Origin of the sequence: Citroniella saccharovorans (assembly GCF_035481615.1) — a bacterium.
In the GTDB taxonomy this organism is placed as follows: Bacteria; Bacillota; Clostridia; order Tissierellales; family Peptoniphilaceae; genus Citroniella; species Citroniella saccharovorans.
In genome coordinates, this window is record NZ_JAYKOT010000003.1 from 956,927 (window position 1) to 976,307 (window position 19,381).

20 protein-coding genes and 3 pseudogenes are annotated in these 19,381 nt (G+C 30.4%); all 23 read right to left on the reverse strand.

The genetic code is table 11. The annotated features are described in order from the left end of the window. On the reverse strand, nt 1-216 hold the full coding sequence (locus VLK81_RS07125) for a helix-turn-helix domain-containing protein (RefSeq protein WP_156329423.1): 216 nt from the start codon (nt 214-216) through the stop codon (nt 1-3). Nucleotides 217-319: 103 nt separating this feature from the next. After that, nucleotides 320-652 carry a plasmid mobilization protein gene (locus tag VLK81_RS07130; protein WP_324620497.1) on the reverse strand — a complete coding sequence of 111 codons (333 nt, stop codon included), beginning with the start codon at nt 650-652 and terminating at the stop codon, nt 320-322. A 343-nt stretch (nt 653-995) separates the two neighbouring features. Further along, a complete protein-coding gene (locus VLK81_RS07135; protein WP_018659278.1) occupies nt 996-1,160 on the reverse strand; it encodes a transposon-encoded TnpW family protein in 165 nt (54 codons plus the stop codon). 101 nt (nt 1,161-1,261) lie between these two features. Then, nucleotides 1,262-2,053, reverse strand: coding sequence for a class I SAM-dependent methyltransferase (locus VLK81_RS07140; RefSeq protein WP_324619946.1), 792 nt, complete (start codon nt 2,051-2,053; stop codon nt 1,262-1,264). A gap of 140 nt (nt 2,054-2,193) precedes the next feature. Next, nucleotides 2,194-3,681, reverse strand: a pseudogene (gene mobQ / locus VLK81_RS07145) (MobQ family relaxase). A 241-nt stretch (nt 3,682-3,922) separates the two neighbouring features. After that, nucleotides 3,923-4,243, reverse strand: a complete 321-nt coding sequence (locus VLK81_RS07150) for a DUF3847 domain-containing protein (protein WP_324620499.1) — start codon at nt 4,241-4,243, stop codon at nt 3,923-3,925. Between the two features lie 99 nt (nt 4,244-4,342). Beyond that, nucleotides 4,343-5,191 (reverse strand): MerR family transcriptional regulator, encoded by an 849-nt coding sequence (locus tag VLK81_RS07155; RefSeq protein ID WP_324619947.1) that lies wholly within the window; start codon nt 5,189-5,191, stop codon nt 4,343-4,345. A gap of 99 nt (nt 5,192-5,290) precedes the next feature. Continuing rightward, nucleotides 5,291-6,942, reverse strand: a pseudogene (locus VLK81_RS07160) (DUF4368 domain-containing protein). 274 nt (nt 6,943-7,216) lie between these two features. Beyond that, a complete protein-coding gene (locus tag VLK81_RS07165; protein ID WP_324619948.1) occupies nt 7,217-7,531 on the reverse strand; it encodes a hypothetical protein in 315 nt (104 codons plus the stop codon). 176 nt (nt 7,532-7,707) lie between these two features. Then, entirely contained in the window at nt 7,708-8,520 is an 813-nt protein-coding gene (locus VLK81_RS07170) for an AAA family ATPase (RefSeq protein ID WP_324620500.1), read from the reverse strand. A 323-nt stretch (nt 8,521-8,843) separates the two neighbouring features. Then, a pseudogene (locus VLK81_RS09795) lies at nt 8,844-9,944 on the reverse strand (AAA family ATPase). After that, entirely contained in the window at nt 9,941-10,843 is a 903-nt protein-coding gene (locus tag VLK81_RS07180; RefSeq protein WP_324619950.1) for a hypothetical protein, read from the reverse strand. Before VLK81_RS07180 ends, VLK81_RS09795 begins: the two are co-directional and overlap by 4 nt. Then, nucleotides 10,809-11,327 carry a hypothetical protein gene (locus VLK81_RS07185; protein WP_324619951.1) on the reverse strand — a complete coding sequence of 173 codons (519 nt, stop codon included), beginning with the start codon at nt 11,325-11,327 and terminating at the stop codon, nt 10,809-10,811. Before VLK81_RS07185 ends, VLK81_RS07180 begins: the two co-directional genes overlap by 35 nt. Before the next feature lie 39 nt (nt 11,328-11,366). Next, on the reverse strand, nt 11,367-11,582 hold the full coding sequence (locus VLK81_RS07190; protein WP_324619952.1) for a hypothetical protein: 216 nt from the start codon (nt 11,580-11,582) through the stop codon (nt 11,367-11,369). After that, entirely contained in the window at nt 11,579-12,355 is a 777-nt protein-coding gene (locus VLK81_RS07195; RefSeq protein WP_324619953.1) for a DEAD/DEAH box helicase family protein, read from the reverse strand. The genes VLK81_RS07190 and VLK81_RS07195 overlap by 4 nt, the downstream gene beginning before the upstream one ends. After that, entirely contained in the window at nt 12,322-12,552 is a 231-nt protein-coding gene (locus tag VLK81_RS07200; RefSeq protein WP_324619954.1) for a hypothetical protein, read from the reverse strand. Before VLK81_RS07200 ends, VLK81_RS07195 begins: the two co-directional genes overlap by 34 nt. A 4-nt stretch (nt 12,553-12,556) precedes the next feature. Beyond that, a complete protein-coding gene (locus tag VLK81_RS07205; protein ID WP_324619955.1) occupies nt 12,557-12,787 on the reverse strand; it encodes a hypothetical protein in 231 nt (76 codons plus the stop codon). A gap of 39 nt (nt 12,788-12,826) precedes the next feature. After that, complete coding sequence (locus tag VLK81_RS07210) at nt 12,827-14,143, reverse strand: site-specific DNA-methyltransferase (RefSeq protein WP_324619956.1); 1,317 nt, start codon at nt 14,141-14,143, stop codon at nt 12,827-12,829. A gap of 673 nt (nt 14,144-14,816) precedes the next feature. After that, nucleotides 14,817-15,221: a metal-dependent transcriptional regulator gene (locus VLK81_RS07215; RefSeq protein ID WP_324619957.1), complete on the reverse strand. Its 405-nt coding sequence runs from the start codon at nt 15,219-15,221 to the stop codon at nt 14,817-14,819. Between the two features lie 117 nt (nt 15,222-15,338). Then, a complete protein-coding gene (locus VLK81_RS07220; protein WP_324619958.1) occupies nt 15,339-16,364 on the reverse strand; it encodes a metal ABC transporter permease in 1,026 nt (341 codons plus the stop codon). Then, nucleotides 16,357-17,226, reverse strand: coding sequence for a metal ABC transporter permease (locus VLK81_RS07225; protein WP_324619959.1), 870 nt, complete (start codon nt 17,224-17,226; stop codon nt 16,357-16,359). The genes VLK81_RS07220 and VLK81_RS07225 overlap by 8 nt, the downstream gene beginning before the upstream one ends. 4 nt (nt 17,227-17,230) lie before the next feature. Beyond that, nucleotides 17,231-17,941 (reverse strand): metal ABC transporter ATP-binding protein, encoded by a 711-nt coding sequence (locus tag VLK81_RS07230; RefSeq protein WP_324619960.1) that lies wholly within the window; start codon nt 17,939-17,941, stop codon nt 17,231-17,233. A 7-nt stretch (nt 17,942-17,948) separates the two neighbouring features. Then, on the reverse strand, nt 17,949-18,890 hold the full coding sequence (locus VLK81_RS07235; RefSeq protein ID WP_324619961.1) for a metal ABC transporter solute-binding protein, Zn/Mn family: 942 nt from the start codon (nt 18,888-18,890) through the stop codon (nt 17,949-17,951). Nucleotides 18,891-19,381 lie beyond the last annotated feature (491 nt).

Genomic DNA, 19,381 nt, shown 5'->3' on the forward strand with positions numbered 1-19,381 from the left:
TCACCTACAATACTCCACTATATCTTCAACCTTACACTCAAGAACACAACAAATTTTTGCTATAGTTTCTAAATCAATTCTTTTAACCTTGTTATTACAATAAGAATTAAGTTGCGTCCTTTGAAGATTTGCTTCTTTTTCTAATTTGTTTTTGCTTATATTTTTTTCTTCTAAAACCTGGTCTATTTTAAAAATAATTTTCCCAAAGTTTTGCATAAATTTCTCTCCCTTGTCATTTTAAAAATCGGCATTTCATTTGAATATATTATATCATATTTTAAATACTTCTTACAGGTCTAAGATTTGTTTTGGATAAATTTTATTTTGTTTTTCTTAATAACAGGGAATGTATATCCCATATTTCTTTTGACAATTTTTCTATTTTTTCTCTCATATAATCAATGTCTTTCTTGTAAATAACACCAGTTACATTAGTTGCTTTTGCAATCTGGTTTATATTATTTGTTGCATTTGAAAGTAGCCATTGAAGATCTCTAAATGGTTCTAAATCTACAACATAAATCTCTTTTTCCAACACACATTTTCTAATAAAGTGGGACATTGTTTTGCAATTTGCAAGTTTCATTTTCTTTTCAAAAATTTCTTTTTCTTCGTCTGTTAAATATATTTTAAGTTGATTTTTTAAATTTATTTTATACTAGATGTCGCTTTTAAGTGTACAACCTATAAAATAAAAAAGACCATAACACTTAAGTTATGATCTAATTTTTTGTCCAAATGTAAACCACTTGGAACTATTATTAAGTTTATTCTTTTTAACAAATGTTCCCATTTTAATCCCAGTTACAGTTTTTAATCTTCTGTAACCGTTGATTTTTGACGTCGTAATTTTATAGAAGTCATTGACTATAATATCCTCTCGAGGCCTTCAGCCTCTCGCTTAGTTTTTCGGACTCAGCTACGCTTCGTCTCGAAAATGACCGATGCTTTTGCGAAGATTTGTCAAGGACATAAACAAAATTTCTTTGATAAATTTATATCTTCTCTGTTTCTCTCTTGATTAACTTCAGTATTTTATCTTTGTATGTTTCGCCTGTGCCTTGCTTGAAATGTAGGTTTACAGTATATTTTGTCTTTCCAATATCCATTATTAGCTGTTTATGTTGTAGTTTTTTTATATCTCTTTTTTCTTCTTCCATGTGTCCTCCTTTCCATTTTTAGACAAAGAAAAAACAGTAAACCTTTTATGATTTACTGTTTCGTAAGTTGATATGTTATAGATTGCATTTAGTTGCTTGAGTTAAACAAACTCAATTTTATTTATAGCCATCTTCATCATATCATCGCCTATCTTTGCAAGTAAGCGATGAGAGAAACGAATCTTGGGGCTTTTCATGTCATAGTAGCCTAACATATAGCCTTTTGATGTAATTTTTATTTTGTCCGACCAGTTAAGCTCTTGCATTGGATTATTTGTATAGAATAATCCTTCTACATCGCTGATGCCCATATTCTTTAGTGTCTTTGACATCATTAGCTTTAAACCAAGCTTGCCTACACTATCAAAAATCAAGCAGCCTCCTACATATCTTTTAGAAAGCTCTAAAACCAAATCCTTTACTTCGTTTCTCTTAAAATAATGAAATACCCCTGCCGCAAAGAAAACAACTCCATTTGAACCGTCTACTTCGTTCATCCATGAATAATCTTTTAAATCACAGGCAACATTTTTTTCTCTTTCATAATTTGAAATAAGCTGATTACGAACTTCTATAACATCGGGGAAATCTACATTGACTATCTTACAACTTCCATTATCACAAGCTTTTCCTGTTTCGTCTAAGCCACAGCCAAGATTTACAACAGTTGCCTTCGGATAAGTCTTTAGATATTCTTTGACTTCCCACATAATATCTAACTGACGCATTGCTGCTTCAAGTGATCCAAACTCATATAAAAACGAATTATTTTTTCTATCTAATTCTGAAAAATCATAATCCAAACTATTGCATAAATTCTTTGCGAAAATGTCTGTATAAAGTTCAGGAAATTTTTCAGAACACATTTTTCTACCATATAGTGGTACAAGCAATGTTTCCTGAACGGTATTCTTTTCTATCTTTACTTTTTGTATTTCAACACACCTCCTTGAGTTAATTGAAATTTTATTTCACTCTATGTTTATATCATTATATCAATATTTTCAATTAGTTTCAATATTTTCAATTAGTTTTACAGCCTTAACTCCTGCTTCTTGACCTGTGTTAATTCTCTGTTTCCTTGTAGTAATTTCTCTATGCAGCTCCTAACACTCTCGGCTTGTTCAACCTCTTTTTCGCATATCTAAGATTTGAGAATATAGGCTATTTTTCTCTTTCTTCAAAGTGGTAACTTCTGATTTCCATTTTGATATAGCTAAGGTCTTGCTTTCTCCTAAATGTTCTTTTAGATATTTTCTTGCACTCTCAAATAAAATAATCTCTGCCGTATGTTCGTTATAAAAATCTTCTTGTTTGCTTTTCTTTAACCTGGTATAGGCTTTGTAGGTGTCTTTATGTTTCAAATATTTTTCTGCTTGGTCGATAAGCTCTACTTTGTCATTGGTTTTCTTTTTGGTATCTTTGATAGCTCTTGTAGTCTTGTAGTTCTTATCTCTTAATACTGATATACATTCTTTCAATTCGGGTATTGATGTAATATTTTTCTCTTTAAGAAATTGATAGCTTTCAATGTATTGTTCTAAATCTGTATTATGGTTATCTGCATTTTCTTTTATGAAATGAGAAAGTATATCTATTAGGTTATTTTGTTTTGGCAAGGTAGTGGATTGTACAGATATATCCTCTTGGTTCTCTGTTAGATTATCTTTGCTTTTGTCTATCGTCAAACTTCTTATCCATCTCATTAAGGCTTTTATTCTTCTTGCAATTTCTTTTAGTATTTTGTTTTGATGTTTTATTTCTCGGTTGATATTTCCTCTATCGGTGGCTATGCCTTTCTTCTCCATTTGACTTGCTGATACACCTAAGTGAATTGTCGGTATTTGTTCTATGCCCTGTCTTTGATAAGAGCGGTGGTCTACTTTTTCTTGTATGCTATTTTCTTCAAGATATTTGTTTGTAATGTCTGCCCACGACTTTCTCCACTCTTCTGCTTTGTCTTGTTCGTTCCAATCTACTGTATCTATTTTTCTTGTTTTGTAATTTCCGTTTTTGAGTTTTACTTTCTCGCCATTTTTATCAAGGATATATTCCTTTTTTGATTTTGCTCCCCATGTTGTATCTTCATTTAACGGTCGCATGGTAAGTAGGATATGTGCGTGTGGGTTTCCATCTCCTTTATCGTGCAAAGCAATATCGGCACACATACCGACTTTTACAAAATTTTCTTTTACATACTCTCTTACAAGCTCAATCTGTTTTTCCCTGTCTAATTCTTTGGGCAATGCAATTTCTATTTCTCTTGCAAGCTGTGAGTTTTTACTTTTTTCGATTTTCTCGACACTGTTCCATAAAATAGAACGATTTACAAATTCTTCAGGTGCATTTTGAGGTAATAGAATTTCGGTATAGGCTATTCCTCCTTTTCTTGTAAAGTCATGGACTATTCCGTCATATTCGTTTTTTATCTTTTTTCGCCACTACGATAAGCTGAAGCTGCTACTGCACTTTTATTTTTTCCTCTTGAGATAATCTTTATACTAAGATGATATATTGCCATAGTCAAAAACCTCCTTTCCATTTTCGATATTGATATGGTGGCGATGATAAAGACTTACTAAAAAAATCGGATTGCTTTTTATCCGATTTCTTTTGGTAAGTACACAAGGGGTAGGAAATTTATTTCCATAGGGGGGTGTAGCTCCCCTGTATCAGCGTTAGCTGATATGCCCTCTGCTAAGAGCCTTCGGAGAACGCACACACCCTTTAGGGTGTATAAGTGCGCCCTTGTAAACAAGGGACTATTCCTCTATTTCCATTACTCCCTCTTGTGTTTCTGTAATTTTATTTTCGCTTTGTCCTCGTTCTTCTACTATTTTTAAGATTTTTTGATTGACTATTTCTTTTATATTCGGAAATGTGATTAGCTGATAAAATTCGTCTTTGGTAAAATCCCTACTCTCGTTAAAGATACTTTCAAAAACTGCTCCTTTTTCATATATCCTTTTATCTCTCTTTTTTCTTTCTTCCTGTTTCTGCTGACTGATGGGCTTTTTTCTTTTGTTTTGTAACTGCTTAATCTCTTCTTCTGCCATTAAAATTTTTTCATCTATGTTTTTCATTTTCTGTTTTCCTTTCTTTCTAATTTTGAGCAAAGAAAAAAACAGTAAACCTTTTTGATTTACTGTTTTCATTCTTGATAATATTTTTAAGCAACTTTATTATTTTTTCATATCAAGATATATTTCATTTGCCTTAAGCAATTTCTCATAGTATTCGTCATAACTCGTACTGAATTTTCTAATTAGAGGAATTGCTATTTCATAATACTTGTTGTCTTTCATAAAGTTTTTCAACTTATCTTGAATTTGCTTCATTAAGCTGTTTTGATATTCTTCGCTATTTTTATATTGTTCATATTGAGAAATAGCATTATTATTTTCTTTTAGCCATTCTTCAACATTTTCAATAGCGTTAATTTTATCTTTATTGACTTTTTTTAATGTCTGCATATCAAAAGTAGAACTTATCTTTTCAATGTAATCTTGCTCATCCTTACTTAACTGAGGTGATGGTAAATTGTCTAAGTAATTTACATATTTTTCAAATGCTTCTTTCTCATCTTTTCCTAATGGTTCATTTAAGAATGGTTGATATGCTGCAAATAACATCTGTCCAAAATATCCGGGAAATAATCTCTCTAATCTTTCATAGATTGATTCTTCTGCTTCAATCAATTTAATTTTTTCATTTATAAGTTCCTGACTTTCACCTTTTACTACAAGTTCAAGGACTTCTTTTCTTTTCTCTTCAACTTCTAATTGATGTTGCTTTCTTCTTAAAACAGAAGATAATGAACTAATACCATTAGATAGATAATTTTTTATTTCAGTTACACTAATTCCAAGTTTTCTAAATAAAGATACTTTAATTAAAACCTCTAAATCATTCTCGCTATAATCTCTATAACCGTTTTCAGTTTTTTGAGGATTTATAAGTCCTTTCTCCTCATAATATTCAATTGCTTTTCTTGTTAAACCTGTTTTGTTTTGAATTTCATTTCTTAACATGGTTTGCCACCTCCTTTAATTAAAAGATAGCACTGCCCCCAACGGACAGGTCAATACATTTTAAAATTTTATTTTTGAAATTTCTAAAATAATACTGTCTTAATTATACAATTTTTGTGGTACTTGGCAGTTCCCTATAAAGTTAAAGCAAACATCAATTTGTTGTTTTCTGTTTTTTCCTTGTCTTCCTCCTGTTGCTTCATGGACTACAACTTTTTCTATATACTCGTTTATCATCGGCACTGTGAGTTCCTCAATATCTGTATATTTCTCTATCATTTTTAAGAATTTATCGGTGTCAACTTTTCTTTGATGATAGCTTTCAATTTCTTGTTCAAAATACTGTATTTGTTTTTCTAAGTCTTGTTGCTCTGTATCATAGGTATTAAATAATCTATCAAAGTGTTTTACAGGAATTTTTCCAAGTGTATGGTCTTCATATAGCTTTGTAATAAGGGTTGTCAGTTCTTCATTTCTTGAAGATAATTTTTCTAATTTCGTTTTATCATCTTGATACTTTTCTTCCCTTTTTTCATCGGATAATTTGTTCATCACTTTTAGAAATTCTTGCTTTTCTTCTTTGGCAAAGTCTGTGATTTCTTTGATTGATTTTAATAGAATTTCATTTACTGTTTTTACATTGATGTAGTGCATACTGCAAGTGCCTTTTCTGTGTCGGTAATGTTGACATACAAAAGAGTAATCACTATCATATTTCTTTTCCTTATGTTCTGCCGGCTCTCTGTAACTTAATTTTCCTCCACAATCTGCACAGATTAAAAGTCCTGTAAACGGGTGTGAGGTTGTACCATACTTTGGACTTCTTCTCACTGTTTTTCTTAATCGTTGAGCATTGTTCCATGTTTCTTCATCAATGATGGCTTCATGGGTGTTTTTGAATATAATGAGTTCATCTTCTTTCGCCTTTCTTCGCTTTTTGGTTTTATAATCAAGACATATTGTTTTACCAAGTACGGTGTGCCCCATATATTCTCTTTTTTCTAAGATATAACCTACTGTGGTCGGTGTCCAAAAATACGGGTCTTCAATTCCTCTTTTCTTTGAGCTATGATTATTTTCAGGGTAATGTATTTCTGCATAGGCTGACGGTATAAGGACTTTATCTTTGGTTAATATATCTGCTATCTGTGTTACTCCATATCCCTCTATAACAAGATGGTAAATGCGTTTTACGACCTTTGCACTCTCTTTATCGACAAGTAGCTCCTGTTTGTTCTTAGGGTTTCTAAAATAGCCGTATGGCACACTTGGGGATACTCTTTTACCCTCTTCCATTCTTGCTCTGAAGATAGATTGTATTTTTCTTGAGGTATCTCTCGCATACCATTCGTTCATAATATTTAGAAATGGGTTAAGTCGCTTTCTGCTTGTTTTTCACTATCTATTCCGTTATTGATGGCTATAAATCTTACTCCCTTTTCTTTGAAAAGTATTTCGGTGTAAAAGCCTACTTTGAGATAATCTCTGCCAAACCTACTCATATCTTTTACTATCACAGTAGATACTTTGTTTTCTTCTACTGCTTTTATCATCTTTTGAAATCCCTCTCTATCAAAGGTTGTTCCACTTACTCCATCATCGGTATAGTTATAGATATTTACAAAACCGTTTCTTTTGGCATAGCTCTCAAGTAGCTGTTTTTGATTGGTGATGGAATTGCTTTCTCCTTGCATTTCATCATCACGACTTAAACGCTCATAAAGGGCTGTTTGTCCTGTTCTTTTTCGTATTTGACATGAGAATTACCTCCTTTCCAAGTTTTTATTATTTTCTCTGTCCCTAAAAGATTAATCCTTTTGCATCGGTCACCCTTAGACGTTAGGACTATTCCCATTCTTCTTTTCCAAACGTCCGATATATCCCAAACCATTCAAAATACTATATTCTATTTTTTCTAGTATCACTAAATTCATCTAATTATAGGACATTTTAAAATTTTTAGTACTGTCCCAGTCCCAGTACCGGTTTATTTTTTAATCTGTGTATTTATAATTCTAATATTTCTCACTTAAAATGAACCTTATATTTACCTAAGTTGTCTCGAGCATCTGAATCATAGTCTATATAGTCATATCTCACATCATCTATAGATTTTATACCTAATTCAACATCTTCGGAATATGTCATTTTAGGCATAGGTGTGAAAATTGAAGTTTGTGAAATAATAAATTCCATCATTACAAAGTCAAATATAATAGCTTGGTCAATATTATAAATTTCATTTTTATCTTCATTATTATAATCAATAATAGTATATCTGACTATATTTATACCTACAAATTGCTTATTGATTTCTTCTATATAGAGCTCTTGTTCCATAAAAGAGGAATCAAGCTTATTATTTTTTTAACAATTAAGCATCACAGTCTGCCAATTCTTCTTCCGCACCATAATATGGTACTAAACAATAAATATTTTTTTATATTATCCCAATTAAATTAAATGTCCTAAAAATGACAACATTTAGGATAAAGTATTATATTTTTTAAATTAACCTATTCTGATATACCCATCATCATATTATAGTGTTCAATATGACCAGTTTTATCAAAAATATCCCTAAAAATCCTTTTAAATATATCGCTTATATCGGAGTTCATATCTATATTCAAATCATCATATATAGTATGAGAACCATCATTTATCCAATACAAAAGTGATTCACAAACATTTTTTTCTTCTTTAGTTTTAAACTTTGATAGTATGTAGTCATCTCGCTTTTTACCAATTATTTTAAAATAATTTTCAATAATTCTTCTCATAGTGTTTTGCATGGAAACAGCTGAAATGTTTTTGTCCTCTCTAAGCTCTTTCCATAATAATTCATATGTAGATGAAATCGGATTAACCATTTCATAACTTTGAATTTTTGATATACCATTATTTTTTCTTACAATCCAAAAATTAACATCTCTATCTTCCATTGTTCTTCCGTTTATAAATGATGCTTCTTTATGAAAATAAACATTATGAGTGAATATAAATAATTGTTCTACATCAGAATCACCATTTTTTATTTCAATTATTAATTCTTTGATCATAGCACTAACCAAATATAGTATATTACTATCTAAACTACTTATAGGATCGTCCATAATAATTATTTTCTTTTTATTAACAAATTCTTTATTCGTAGACTCTTTAGTCAATTGCATAAAATACAAAAAAGTAATAAAAGTCGATTCTCCTTCACTCAAAGTGTGATTAGCATCTGTCCCATCATTTCTAATTATACGATACTTATTTAATTGTTCTCCTTTAACTTCAGAGTATGGTTCAATTTTAAAATTCGTAAATCCATAGCTAATAAAGTTTTATTTATTTGATCTACTGCAGGTTGTACACTTGTTAAATTATTTGACTTATCACTTATTTCTTTTTTAATTTTCTCAATTTCATCAAAATTATTCACTTGTTTTTTTTCATACCTTTTAAAGCTTTATTGATTGAATTCATATTTTTCTCATATAGTTTTATCAAATTTGCTGAATCATAGATGCAATAACACCAAACATCATCCACTAGTTTTTTATATTCATTATTATATTCATTAACTAAATTATTATTCTTCTTAATCTTATCATTATAACTAAATAATAAATCATTAATCTCATTAAATGATTCTACTAGTTCAAAAAAAAATTTTATTTTCTGGAGCCTTAATCTTCTTTTCTATTTTATTATTAACACTTTCTAATTGTGCTTCTATTTTACCTATTAGTGCATTATATGTACTAATATTTAATTCAGCAATATTGCAAGATTCCTGCATTTCCAAATTATTACGGAGTCCATCTAATATTGAATATACTTCATTAAATAACTCTTTCTTCTTCAATTTCATATAGTCTAATTTTTCTATATACTCATTGTTAAAGAAATCATTTAATTTGTTTCTAAAAATCTCATCTATCGTATTATGTTGGCAAAAAGGACACACAGAGCTGTTTTCTTCAATGTATTCCATACCTTTGTGAACCCAAGATGAATTATCCATTTTTTAATCAGCTTAGCTATCTCTACATCATCACTACCAAAAATAACTTGATTCCAAATTGAATCTTCACTTATTTTTTTGACATTTTTTAATAAATACTCTGGTATTTCATACAAATTTTCAACACTAACTGGCTTTCTTTTGAATAGCACAGAAGATCTATCTATCAGATTTTTCCTTTCATTTAATTCTCCTTTATGATTTTTGATACGCCTTTGTAATTCTTCGATAAATTTATTTTTATTTCCTCTAAAGCCTTCAAAAGCATTACTGAAATCATTTTCATTACGTTTAAGAATTTGTTTCCATGCGTCTTCCTTATATTTTTTTTCTAATTCTTCTTTTTCATAATTTTTCTTTTCAATGGATTCTTTAGTCTTATTATATTTTTCTTCTTTTTTTCTTAAATCCTCTTTAAGTTTTTTAATAGCTTCTATATCTTCGATTGAGTCTTCTCCTAATGTAAATACACCGAATTCCTACTTCATTTTTAAAATTATTTTGTCGAAATTGACGATTGTAGACATATATCGGGGTTTTATTACTAGATTCCCACTTTATCTGACAAAATTTATATCTATCTGAATATATTTCATAGGTCCTTAAATACTCAATAATGGTAGTCTTTCCACTACCATTAGCTCCATAAATAAAGTTTACTTTTTTACAATTACTTATACTAGCTCCCAATTCATTATAAGGAGTAAAAGACTTTATACAAATTTCGTTAATCATTTTTCACTTCCCGTCTCAAACTTCAAATTTATATCAAATTCTTCCATCTTATATTCCCTATTAAAGAATGGAAGCCCTATAATCCTATACTTATTATCATCTACATAAGTTTTTGTTGGTATCCCTTGCTCTTCAATTTTTAGTAGGAAATTTTCTTTCCATTTATCTTTTCCTAATAAATGGCTCCCTTTAGGCTCAATGTAAATTTGTTCTTGCAAATATCCATCTGTGCCTTTCTTTTGTAAGAACAATAAGAAGTCTGGCTCAAATCTTTCACCTGTATCAAATTCATAAATAGCCAAGGCCGGAATCCTCTCATTTCTTACAAAATATATTTCATCATATTTACTTCTTAAATCCTTAAATATCCCTTTAAAATATTTTACAAAAGCTTTTTCTTCACCTGTTCCATAGTTATCATTATAGACATACCATGGTTCAAAGGCTAAATCCATGCTATCTTCACTAACTATCATAGCTTGAGACACTCCTACTCCATCTCCATGTGTATTATCTATATATGTTTTTTTATCTTTTAATACCTCGTGGATTCTCTTAGCATAGAACTCTTTAGTTCCTTCATACTCAGTCTCTATCTTTTGTATATATGATGCTATTTCTTTTAATATTTTCATAGTTCCATTATATAGACCTTTAGCTTGAAGTTTTTCATAAGGGCTTTCTATTTGTAGAGTTATATTTCCTAAACAATTATCTGAATGTAAAAACTCTCTTTTGGATTTTAAGTTAGGAAAATATGATTTTAGTGTATTAAATTTAAGTATTTCAAAGTTTGCCATCGCTGCTTCTGTGATATTTAGTGGTATTTTCTTAAATTTATATCGGGAAGTATTTATAAAACTATTAGTATTGATTTTTTTCTTCATCAAATAATCCATATATAAATGAACTACCACTTGATACCTTATATTGGTAAAATCCATTTCGCATTTTTTTGTCTATTCCCATAACTGACTTTTTTGACTTCTCAACTTTTCTATTTGAAAATACATAGGCTTCTCTAAAAAAATCACTTTGTTTAAATTCATCTTTTAAAATATAGTTTATTTCCATTGGAGCATCGGCCAATAAACCTGTTTGTTTTAATTCATATCTTAATTCACTAATATATCTTGAATCTTGCATTGAATGATATAAAAGAGTTTCTAATATTCTATTTTCATTTGTTACATCATAATCATATTTACGCTTATTTCTTGGCTGATCATCTTCAATTTTAAATGGACAATACCTAGCTCCACGTCCTATTAGTTGAGCTTCACTGATAGTTGTTTTCCCAGGCTTCCCATTTTTTCCATCTCTTGTTTCATACAACCTTACAATATCAAAAAGATTTAATACATCCCAACCCTCATTTAGCATATCAACTGTGAAGATTATTCTATATGGATTATCTTTTACTTAAAGAGAGTTTACGGCAACCTGTTTTTCCTTTTTTTCAGATTCACTCTTAGAATTTAATATTATAGAGTTTTCAGTTGCAAATCCTAATTTTATATCAGATACAAGAGCATTTAGACTTGGGTCTTTATTTAGAAAATAATCTATAGAATTTCTAAGGTATTCATTATCAGAATCCTTATATTTTAGAATTTCATCAGCCTTGAGATTATTCAATTTTTGGTAAAACCATCATAAAATGCTTTTGACTCTTTAATAGTTTTTGACTTTAATAAAACAACAGGTTTTATATTTTGGCCATTGTCTCCAAACAAATGTCTCCTATATTCACTTATTACAAGCGATAGCAGCGTTCTTGTCCACCTGTCATAATCACCTTGCATATTATTAAAATCTTTAGTATATCCACTTTCTCTAAATTTAGATAAGGTGTAATCATATACAATTTTATCCAAATATTTCTTCTCAACATTAGGGTCTTTCAAGTCAGCAGTTGCTGTAAATTCTAACAAGGCATTATCTCTATTTGCTCTAAATATTTTTTCAATTGTGTATTCCCAGCTTTTGGCATTTTCTTCTAGGTTTGTTTTTTCAGTTTTTGTTAGACCCTTGGTCACAGTATTTATATGGTGGGATTCATCAGATATTAAGACAATTTTATCATCCTCAAAATCCTCAATGGTAGGAGAATTCTCCTTAATAATATTAATGTCCATGTGAAGTTTTTGCGTGGAAGTAAAACAAATGTTTATAGCATTTTTATCATAAAAGGCAAAATTGTTTACTTCTTTTACTTGAACTTGTTCTCCCATAAGTTCAATACTATCAGCAAAAAGATATTTAATAGAAGATTGATTGAGAAAATTTTCTTTAGTTTTTTCTATAATATTATTCTGATTTACAAAAAATAAGAATTTTCTATAACCCTTGGTATATAAATATAGAATAAGTCCTGTCATGATAACAGTCTTACCAGACCCAGTTGCCATATGAAAAAGGTATGGATTTGTTTATTTTTAATCAAATCACTTTCAACATAGCTTATAAAATATCTAAAAGCATCTTCTTGGTAATCACGCAAAATTATATTGGGATTTAAGTTTGACTCTATATAGGAAGGCAATTCTTTTAAAGCTCCTATTTTTTTAATAACATCTAACTCTTGGTACAAATATTGGTCAGCCATAATATCACTCCTTGCCATAGAAGCTTCTTGTAAATACCTTATCAGCCTCACTCACCTTATATTCTTCATCACCTATATCTGATAAATTTACATAAAGCTGATTTTTATTTAAAAGCTCCATCACTAGGTTTTTTTGCTCATCAAGACTTAGCTTATCAAAATCATCTTCATTTTCTTTTAAATCCCTAGGAAGTACAGAAGGAATTAATTTTCCATTATCAATGGCCTTATTCAAAACAATTTTAACTTGCTCAGTATTTTCCGCTTTCTCTAGTTAATTGACTAGACTTTCATTATCATCTAAAAGTTCACAATAAACAAAAGATCCCCCACCTTGCCAGTTTACTGATTTAGAAATTCCACCTTGTTCACCTTCAATTACTTTTTCAAGTCTAGGAACTGAAACCGTATTTATATAATCCATTTGCTCAACACCAATATAACGTCGTTTTATTTTTTGAGCTACAGAACACGAAGACCCCGAGCCAAGACAATAATCCAATACAATGTCGCCCTCGTTAGTTACCATAGATAGGATACGCTTAATTAAAGCTTCAGGTTTTTGTCCAGCACCAAATTCTATACGTTCTGATGACATAGGATTAATCGCAAAAATATCTGACCATAGAGAATTTACAGGCTGGCCTTTATATTCATCTAAAAATATTTTTCGGTTAATATTTTTATCCTTTGAATTTGGAAATGCTAATCTTCCTTCTTTATCCCATTGTTGCATCACTTCTTTTGATACAGAATATCCTTTCTTAGGTGTTTTGTATCCTTTGTAATCATAAATTAAATTTTCTCGGTAGTTTGGACTCTGAATAGGAGACTTCATATATTTTCTTCCATATTCATCTACAAAAGTAAATCTTTCTTTAATATATTTTTGTGTATTTTCATCATCTAAGGTAAACACAGGACTATATTCCATTTCATAAACATCTTTTGAGTACCATAAAATCCATTCGGTCACATTATTTAATTGATTAGATGGATTAGCACTACCACCCTTTCGCTTCCAAGTAATCGCATTTCTAAAGTTCTCTCTCCCAAAAATCTCATCCATAATAATTTTTAAATATGCTTGTTCAAATGAATCTATTTGTATAAATATTGATCCACTATTACTTAATAATTTTTTAGATATTTCTAATCTATTTTTCATAAAAGTAAGCCAGGATGAGTGATTAAAAGAGTCATTATAACAAAAACTATCACTACCTGTATTATAAGGTGGATCTATATAAATACATTTAACTTGACCCTCATATCTTTCTAATAAAGAAGTCAAAGCAATCAAATTATTTCCTTTTATAATTAAATTATCATCTTCTCTAAATTTTATATTTTCTTCTAGTCCGTCTTTAGTATATCTCTTAGCATTTCCTAAAACTTTTGGAGCTAGAAGTCTATTTACCTGGTCTGGGGCTAAGGTTTCATTATAAAAAATTTCATCTCTTTTTTGGTCTTCTTTGGTTTGTCCACCTTCAAGGACGCAGTCTTTATAAGGCCATACCAAGGAAACATCTTGTTTTTGACTAATTAGATTATTGTTAGAGTCTACAAGTCCTATCTTGTTTTTATACATAGTATATGAATCCGGAAGAAATTCTTTTGATTCTAGGATCCAAACAAATTTATTTTTATCAAAAACATATATATCATCAACTTTTGTAAAGAAAACATCTTTCTACAATTTGTTACCGAGAAGTGCTTTCAATAAATTTTCGTCATTACTTCTTGCAGCATCTCCTACTTTTGTTTTATTATCTGATTCTTTTCTCCAACAAATCTTTCATCTGCGCTCAAAACATTTTTTAATTCATCTAAAAATTTCATATACTAGCTTACAGCCTCCATACCATCTTAATTTACGCATCCAAGAACTGAACAAATCTTTAAATAATTTCTAAAATTATACTTTTTACTTTGTTATTCCCCCAGGAATCAACATATATACCTTAAAGAATAGCTTTTTATGTTTGTTCTAAACTAATCAACTTATCATATTTATCCCAAACAATTTAATACGGGATTATCATATTTATATTATATCATATAGTAAAATCTATCGACTTTTCTAGGTAGCTTTTACTTGATTATTTCATCAAGGCAAAAAAGACCACAAGTCATAGCTTGTGGTCTTTTTTGCTTCTTCTTGTTTCTGTTTTTTTACTTGGCATAAAAATTCCTCCTGATTAGTCTCTCTTTACCTAATCAGGAGGTTTATATACATAAATTTTAACTTGCCTCTAACATTTTTATTTATTCTCGTTTGTGTAGATTCTTTTTCCCTTGGGAGATTTTTTAGGGTAGTCTAGAAACTTATTTAAAGCAAGAAACATTTCATCACTTGTGACATGCTCTAATAAATCTGATTGGTCATGGACAACTTCCCCATCAAGACCTAAGACATTAACAAGGAAAAATTCCCATATTCTGTGTTTTGATAAAACTTCCTTAGCATCCCTATCTCCTAGGTCACTTAGATATATCTTGTTTTTATCTTGGATTACTAAGCCATCTTTTACTAGTTTTTTAATCATTTCACTAACAGATGGCCTGCTTATTGAAAAATAATCAGATATGCTTATATTATTTGTATATCCCTTATCTTTTGAAAGCCTGTATATGGCTTGGATGTAATCTTGCCTGATAGAATTCATAGTTTACCTCATAGTGCGTAATCTTTTAACAAATTTATATATAATATTCTACCCTTTTCAGTTAGTTTATAAATGTCTCCTTCAACTTTTATCTTTTTTTCTGATATCAAAATTTTACTATATTTTTCTATATCTTCTTTTTCGCCATGATAGATGCTTAGCGATTGTTGTAAGTCCTAACTCATCACTTGCATTTGCTCTTTCTTGGTGGTTGCCAACGTGAATCACAAATGTATCCTTTTTAAATTCCACATGATTTTTCTTACGCCTTAATATTTTCATCAAAAATCCATTTTTGTTAAATAAAAATGTAAGAAGAAAAGTAATCCCTGCCATGGTTGCTGACATTCCAGACATGGATAGGTTGAAATACATGGCTAATAAAAATCCTAAAACAGAATTTATTATTGAGTAAAGGACTGATATTAGGATCATGACCCTTAGATTTTTGCTTATCAAGTATGCACTTGCGGCAGGTGCTATTAGAAATGATATTACTAAAATAGCTCCCACAGCCTCAAAGGCGACCACCGTTGTAAATGAAGTAAGGGTCATTAGGGCGTAGAATAAAAGTACTTCTGAAAATCCTGCAATTTTTGCAAATTCTGTATCAAAGGTTGTTAGTTTTAGCTCTTTAAAGAAAACTATAATAAAGGCTAAATTTAATATCCCTATCACAGACATTTCAAAAAGGGATTTTGGAATTTCATAACCAAAGAAATTCATAGTATTTAGAGGTGCCATTATAACCTCTCCCATGAGGACGACGTCCACATCAAGGTGGACATTTCTCGCATACTTTGTTATAAGTATAACTGCCAAGGCGAAAAACATTGGAAAAACAATACCCACAGCATCATCATTTTTTACAAGTTTTGTCTTCGATAAAGATTCTATAGAAAATACTGTTATTATTCCAAAAAGTGCCGCCCCAAAAACTAGGTAAACTGAGCTAATATCCTTTACGATAAAATAAGCAATTACAATACCAAGAAGTATTGAGTGGCTTATAGCATCAGCTAACATTGATAGACTCCTTAGTACCAAGAAAACTCCAATAAGACTGCAAGCTATAGCTGTGACTAAGAGCACTAATAAGGTTTGGTAATTCGATATAAATGAGTATCTTAGAAAATCAATCATATTTTTTCCTCACAATCATTTTTCTCATCCCCCTTGGACCAACTAGCATTGATAATAAAGATATAAAGCTCATTATCAGAATAATTGTAGATCCAGTACTCATACCGTCATAGGCTGTGGAAATATAGGTACCTATACATGCAGAAATTCCACCAGATACTCCTGCAATTATTAACATAATATGAAACCTATCTGTCCACTGTAGGGCCGTAATTGCAGGAACTATAAGCATAGATGAAATCAATATTGCTCCAACAAGTTTAAGTCCTGTTATAATCAAAAGCATAGTCGCAATTAAAATCACAGTATTCATCAACCCTGGATTTATTCCAATTGTTTTTGCATAAACTTCATCAAATACATAGACTTTTATTTCCTTATAAAAGGCTATAAGCATTAAGATTGAAAAAATTGATACTATAAATATTATCTTTACATCGTTTTTCATAATGTAAGAAGCCTGGCCAAAAATATAGTTTTTAAGACCAGATTGGGAAACTCCAGCATAGTCAGGATTGCCTTGGATAAAACTTTTTAAAACCATGCCTAGTCCAAAAAAGCTTGATAATACGATGGCTAAAGTAGCATCAAGGTCTATTTTTGAGTTGTTTGAAATAATATCAATTAAGAAAAATGATATAGCACCTGCAAAGGCAGCCCCAAACAAAAGTATGATTGGGGATTTTTCCATTGATAGCATAAAGGCAATGACAATGCCAGGATAGGTACTATGACCTATAGCATCACCTATTAAAGACTTCCCCTTTAAAACGCTTATTGAACCAATTATACCAGTAGCCATGGCTAGAATTATTGTGCCTAAAGCTACTATTATAAATGAATAATTTCTTAAAATATCCATATCCTTACCTCACAAAGGCCTTGTCAACATTTTCTTTTGTAAAAACTTCAGAGACTTTACCTTGAGCTATTACTTTTTTATTTAAAATTATGATATGATCGAAGTATTTTTCTATAGTGTTTAAATCGTGATGAACAACTATGGATGTCTTTCCCTTCATTTGAGAATCCTTCATAAAGTCAAATATAACTTTTTCTGTCACCTTATCAACACCAGCCAGTGGCTCATCCATGAAATATATATCAGCATCTTGGGCAATAGCTCTTGCTATAAACACTCTTTGCCTTTGGCCGCCTGATAATTCTGAAATTTGTCTGTCTTCAAAATCGTGCATACCAATTTTTTTAAGGGCGGATCTTGCAAGATCATAATCATTCTTACTCGGTCTTTTGAGCCAACCAAGATGGACATACCTACCCATAAGCACAACATCTAAAACTGTTGTTGGAAAATCCCAATTTACAGATGCTGTTTGGGGTATATAGGCAATTTTTTTCTTGACCTCTCCAAAGGACTTTCCCATGATAACCACTGACCCTGATAATTTTTTTTGTAAATTTAAAATTCCCTTTATCAAGGTTGACTTTCCAGCTCCATTAGGGCCAATTATTGCTGTAATTGAATTATTGACTATTTCAATATCATTATCCCAAAGAACAGGCTTATATGCATATGCAATTGTCATGTCCTCTACTTTAATAATTACATCTTTCATAAGCCACCTATTTCAAGTTTTCCACAATTAAATCGACGTTGTGTTTGTACATATCTATATAAGAGTCGCCTGCTTGACCTTCTGGTGCTAGAGAATCAGAAAATAATTCCTTGCCTTGGCCTGATACAACTTCAACATCAATTCCTTTAGCATTAACAGCTTCCTTTAACTTTTCCATCCTCATTGGATCAGTAGTTGATTCTGCAAAAATAGCTTTAATTTTATTTTTTACAATAAAGTTTACAGTATCTTCTATATCTTTGTTCGCAACTTCACTATCAGTTGAAACTCCTTGGGGTGCCTTAACTGGTATGTTATAGGCCCTAGAAAAATAATTAAAAGCATCATGTGGGGTAATTAGGTACCTACTAGATTCTGGAATTGAATTTATTTTTTCTTTATTTTCTTTATCTAGGTCATCAAGCTTAGCTAGATAGTCTTTTAAGTTTTTTTCAATGTTCTCTTTTTCCTCAGGAAGAAGTTTTTCTAAATCTTCTGCAGCATTTCTTGTTGCTTCCTTATAAAGATTTATATTAAACCAAAAATGTGGATCAACTACAACTTCTCCATCTTGCTCCATCTCCCCAACATCTTCCTTTTTAAAGCTTCTAGCTACTGCAGAGCCTCTCTTTTCTAAAACATCAACCATCTTTCCCTCAAAATGTAAACCATGATATAAAAGAAGGTCAGCCTTCTTAATCTTTTCCAAATCTTGTGGCTTTGCAGTATAAAGGTGTGGGTCCTCGCCAGCAGGAATTATAAGTTCCCTATCAACCTTATCCCCAACTAGGTTATATACCATATCATATAAAAATGAAGTTGTAACGGTAACAACTTTCTTCTCCTTTGATTGATTTCTAATATCTAAAGCATCTTTATTATCATTTTTTGAACAGGAACTAGCAAAAATAAGTACCGCTAGCATAATAAGTATCTTTTTAAATTTCATATTTCCTCCAATGAATTAATATTTCTATAAAAGTTAGGCGTACCTAACTATTTATATTGTAGCTCCTTCATTTATTTTTGTCAATTATTTTTTGATAATAATTATCATTTGTGCATGGATAAGAAGATCAATCTATATTTTAAGGGGATTAATTTATTAAAGCAATAAAAAAGTGATATGCAGAACAGACTTACCTATTCGCCAACACCAGTAAAGTAATTCTCCCGAATATTGTATTATTTCCGGGAGAATTTGATTTCTTATTAACTTTATTTGTTTACTTTCCAATATCCATCTTTAACGCTGCCATTATAGTCGATTGTTTTTTCAATTTTAAGAACTTTTGAATCTCTTTCAATCGTACTTACAGATACCAATAATATATGAGGTAATTCAATAGTTCTTATGTCGTCTGTCTGTTGTCTTTAACTTTTTACCGTCATTTTTACCGTCATTTTTACCCTCATTTTACCCCTCATTTTGCTTGTCAT

Coding starts and splice junctions, on each gene's coding strand:
- VLK81_RS07125 (WP_156329423.1), bottom strand. CDS start 216: ATGCAAAACTTTGGGAAAATTATTTTTAAAATAGACCAGGTTTTAGAA.
- VLK81_RS07135 (WP_018659278.1), bottom strand. CDS start 1,160: ATGGAAGAAGAAAAAAGAGATATAAAAAAACTACAACATAAACAGCTA.
- VLK81_RS07150 (WP_324620499.1), bottom strand. CDS start 4,243: ATGAAAAACATAGATGAAAAAATTTTAATGGCAGAAGAAGAGATTAAG.
- VLK81_RS07155 (WP_324619947.1), bottom strand. CDS start 5,191: ATGTTAAGAAATGAAATTCAAAACAAAACAGGTTTAACAAGAAAAGCA.
- VLK81_RS07165 (WP_324619948.1), bottom strand. CDS start 7,531: ATGGAACAAGAGCTCTATATAGAAGAAATCAATAAGCAATTTGTAGGT.
- VLK81_RS07180 (WP_324619950.1), bottom strand. CDS start 10,843: ATGGATTATTTGATGAAGAAAAAAATCAATACTAATAGTTTTATAAAT.
- VLK81_RS07185 (WP_324619951.1), bottom strand. CDS start 11,327: ATGCTAAATGAGGGTTGGGATGTATTAAATCTTTTTGATATTGTAAGG.
- VLK81_RS07195 (WP_324619953.1), bottom strand. CDS start 12,355: ATGGCAACTGGGTCTGGTAAGACTGTTATCATGACAGGACTTATTCTA.
- VLK81_RS07200 (WP_324619954.1), bottom strand. CDS start 12,552: ATGGCTGACCAATATTTGTACCAAGAGTTAGATGTTATTAAAAAAATA.
- VLK81_RS07210 (WP_324619956.1), bottom strand. CDS start 14,143: ATGTATAAAAACAAGATAGGACTTGTAGACTCTAACAATAATCTAATT.
- VLK81_RS07215 (WP_324619957.1), bottom strand. CDS start 15,221: ATGAATTCTATCAGGCAAGATTACATCCAAGCCATATACAGGCTTTCA.
- VLK81_RS07220 (WP_324619958.1), bottom strand. CDS start 16,364: ATGATTGATTTTCTAAGATACTCATTTATATCGAATTACCAAACCTTA.
- VLK81_RS07225 (WP_324619959.1), bottom strand. CDS start 17,226: ATGGATATTTTAAGAAATTATTCATTTATAATAGTAGCTTTAGGCACA.
- VLK81_RS07230 (WP_324619960.1), bottom strand. CDS start 17,941: ATGAAAGATGTAATTATTAAAGTAGAGGACATGACAATTGCATATGCA.
- VLK81_RS07235 (WP_324619961.1), bottom strand. CDS start 18,890: ATGAAATTTAAAAAGATACTTATTATGCTAGCGGTACTTATTTTTGCT.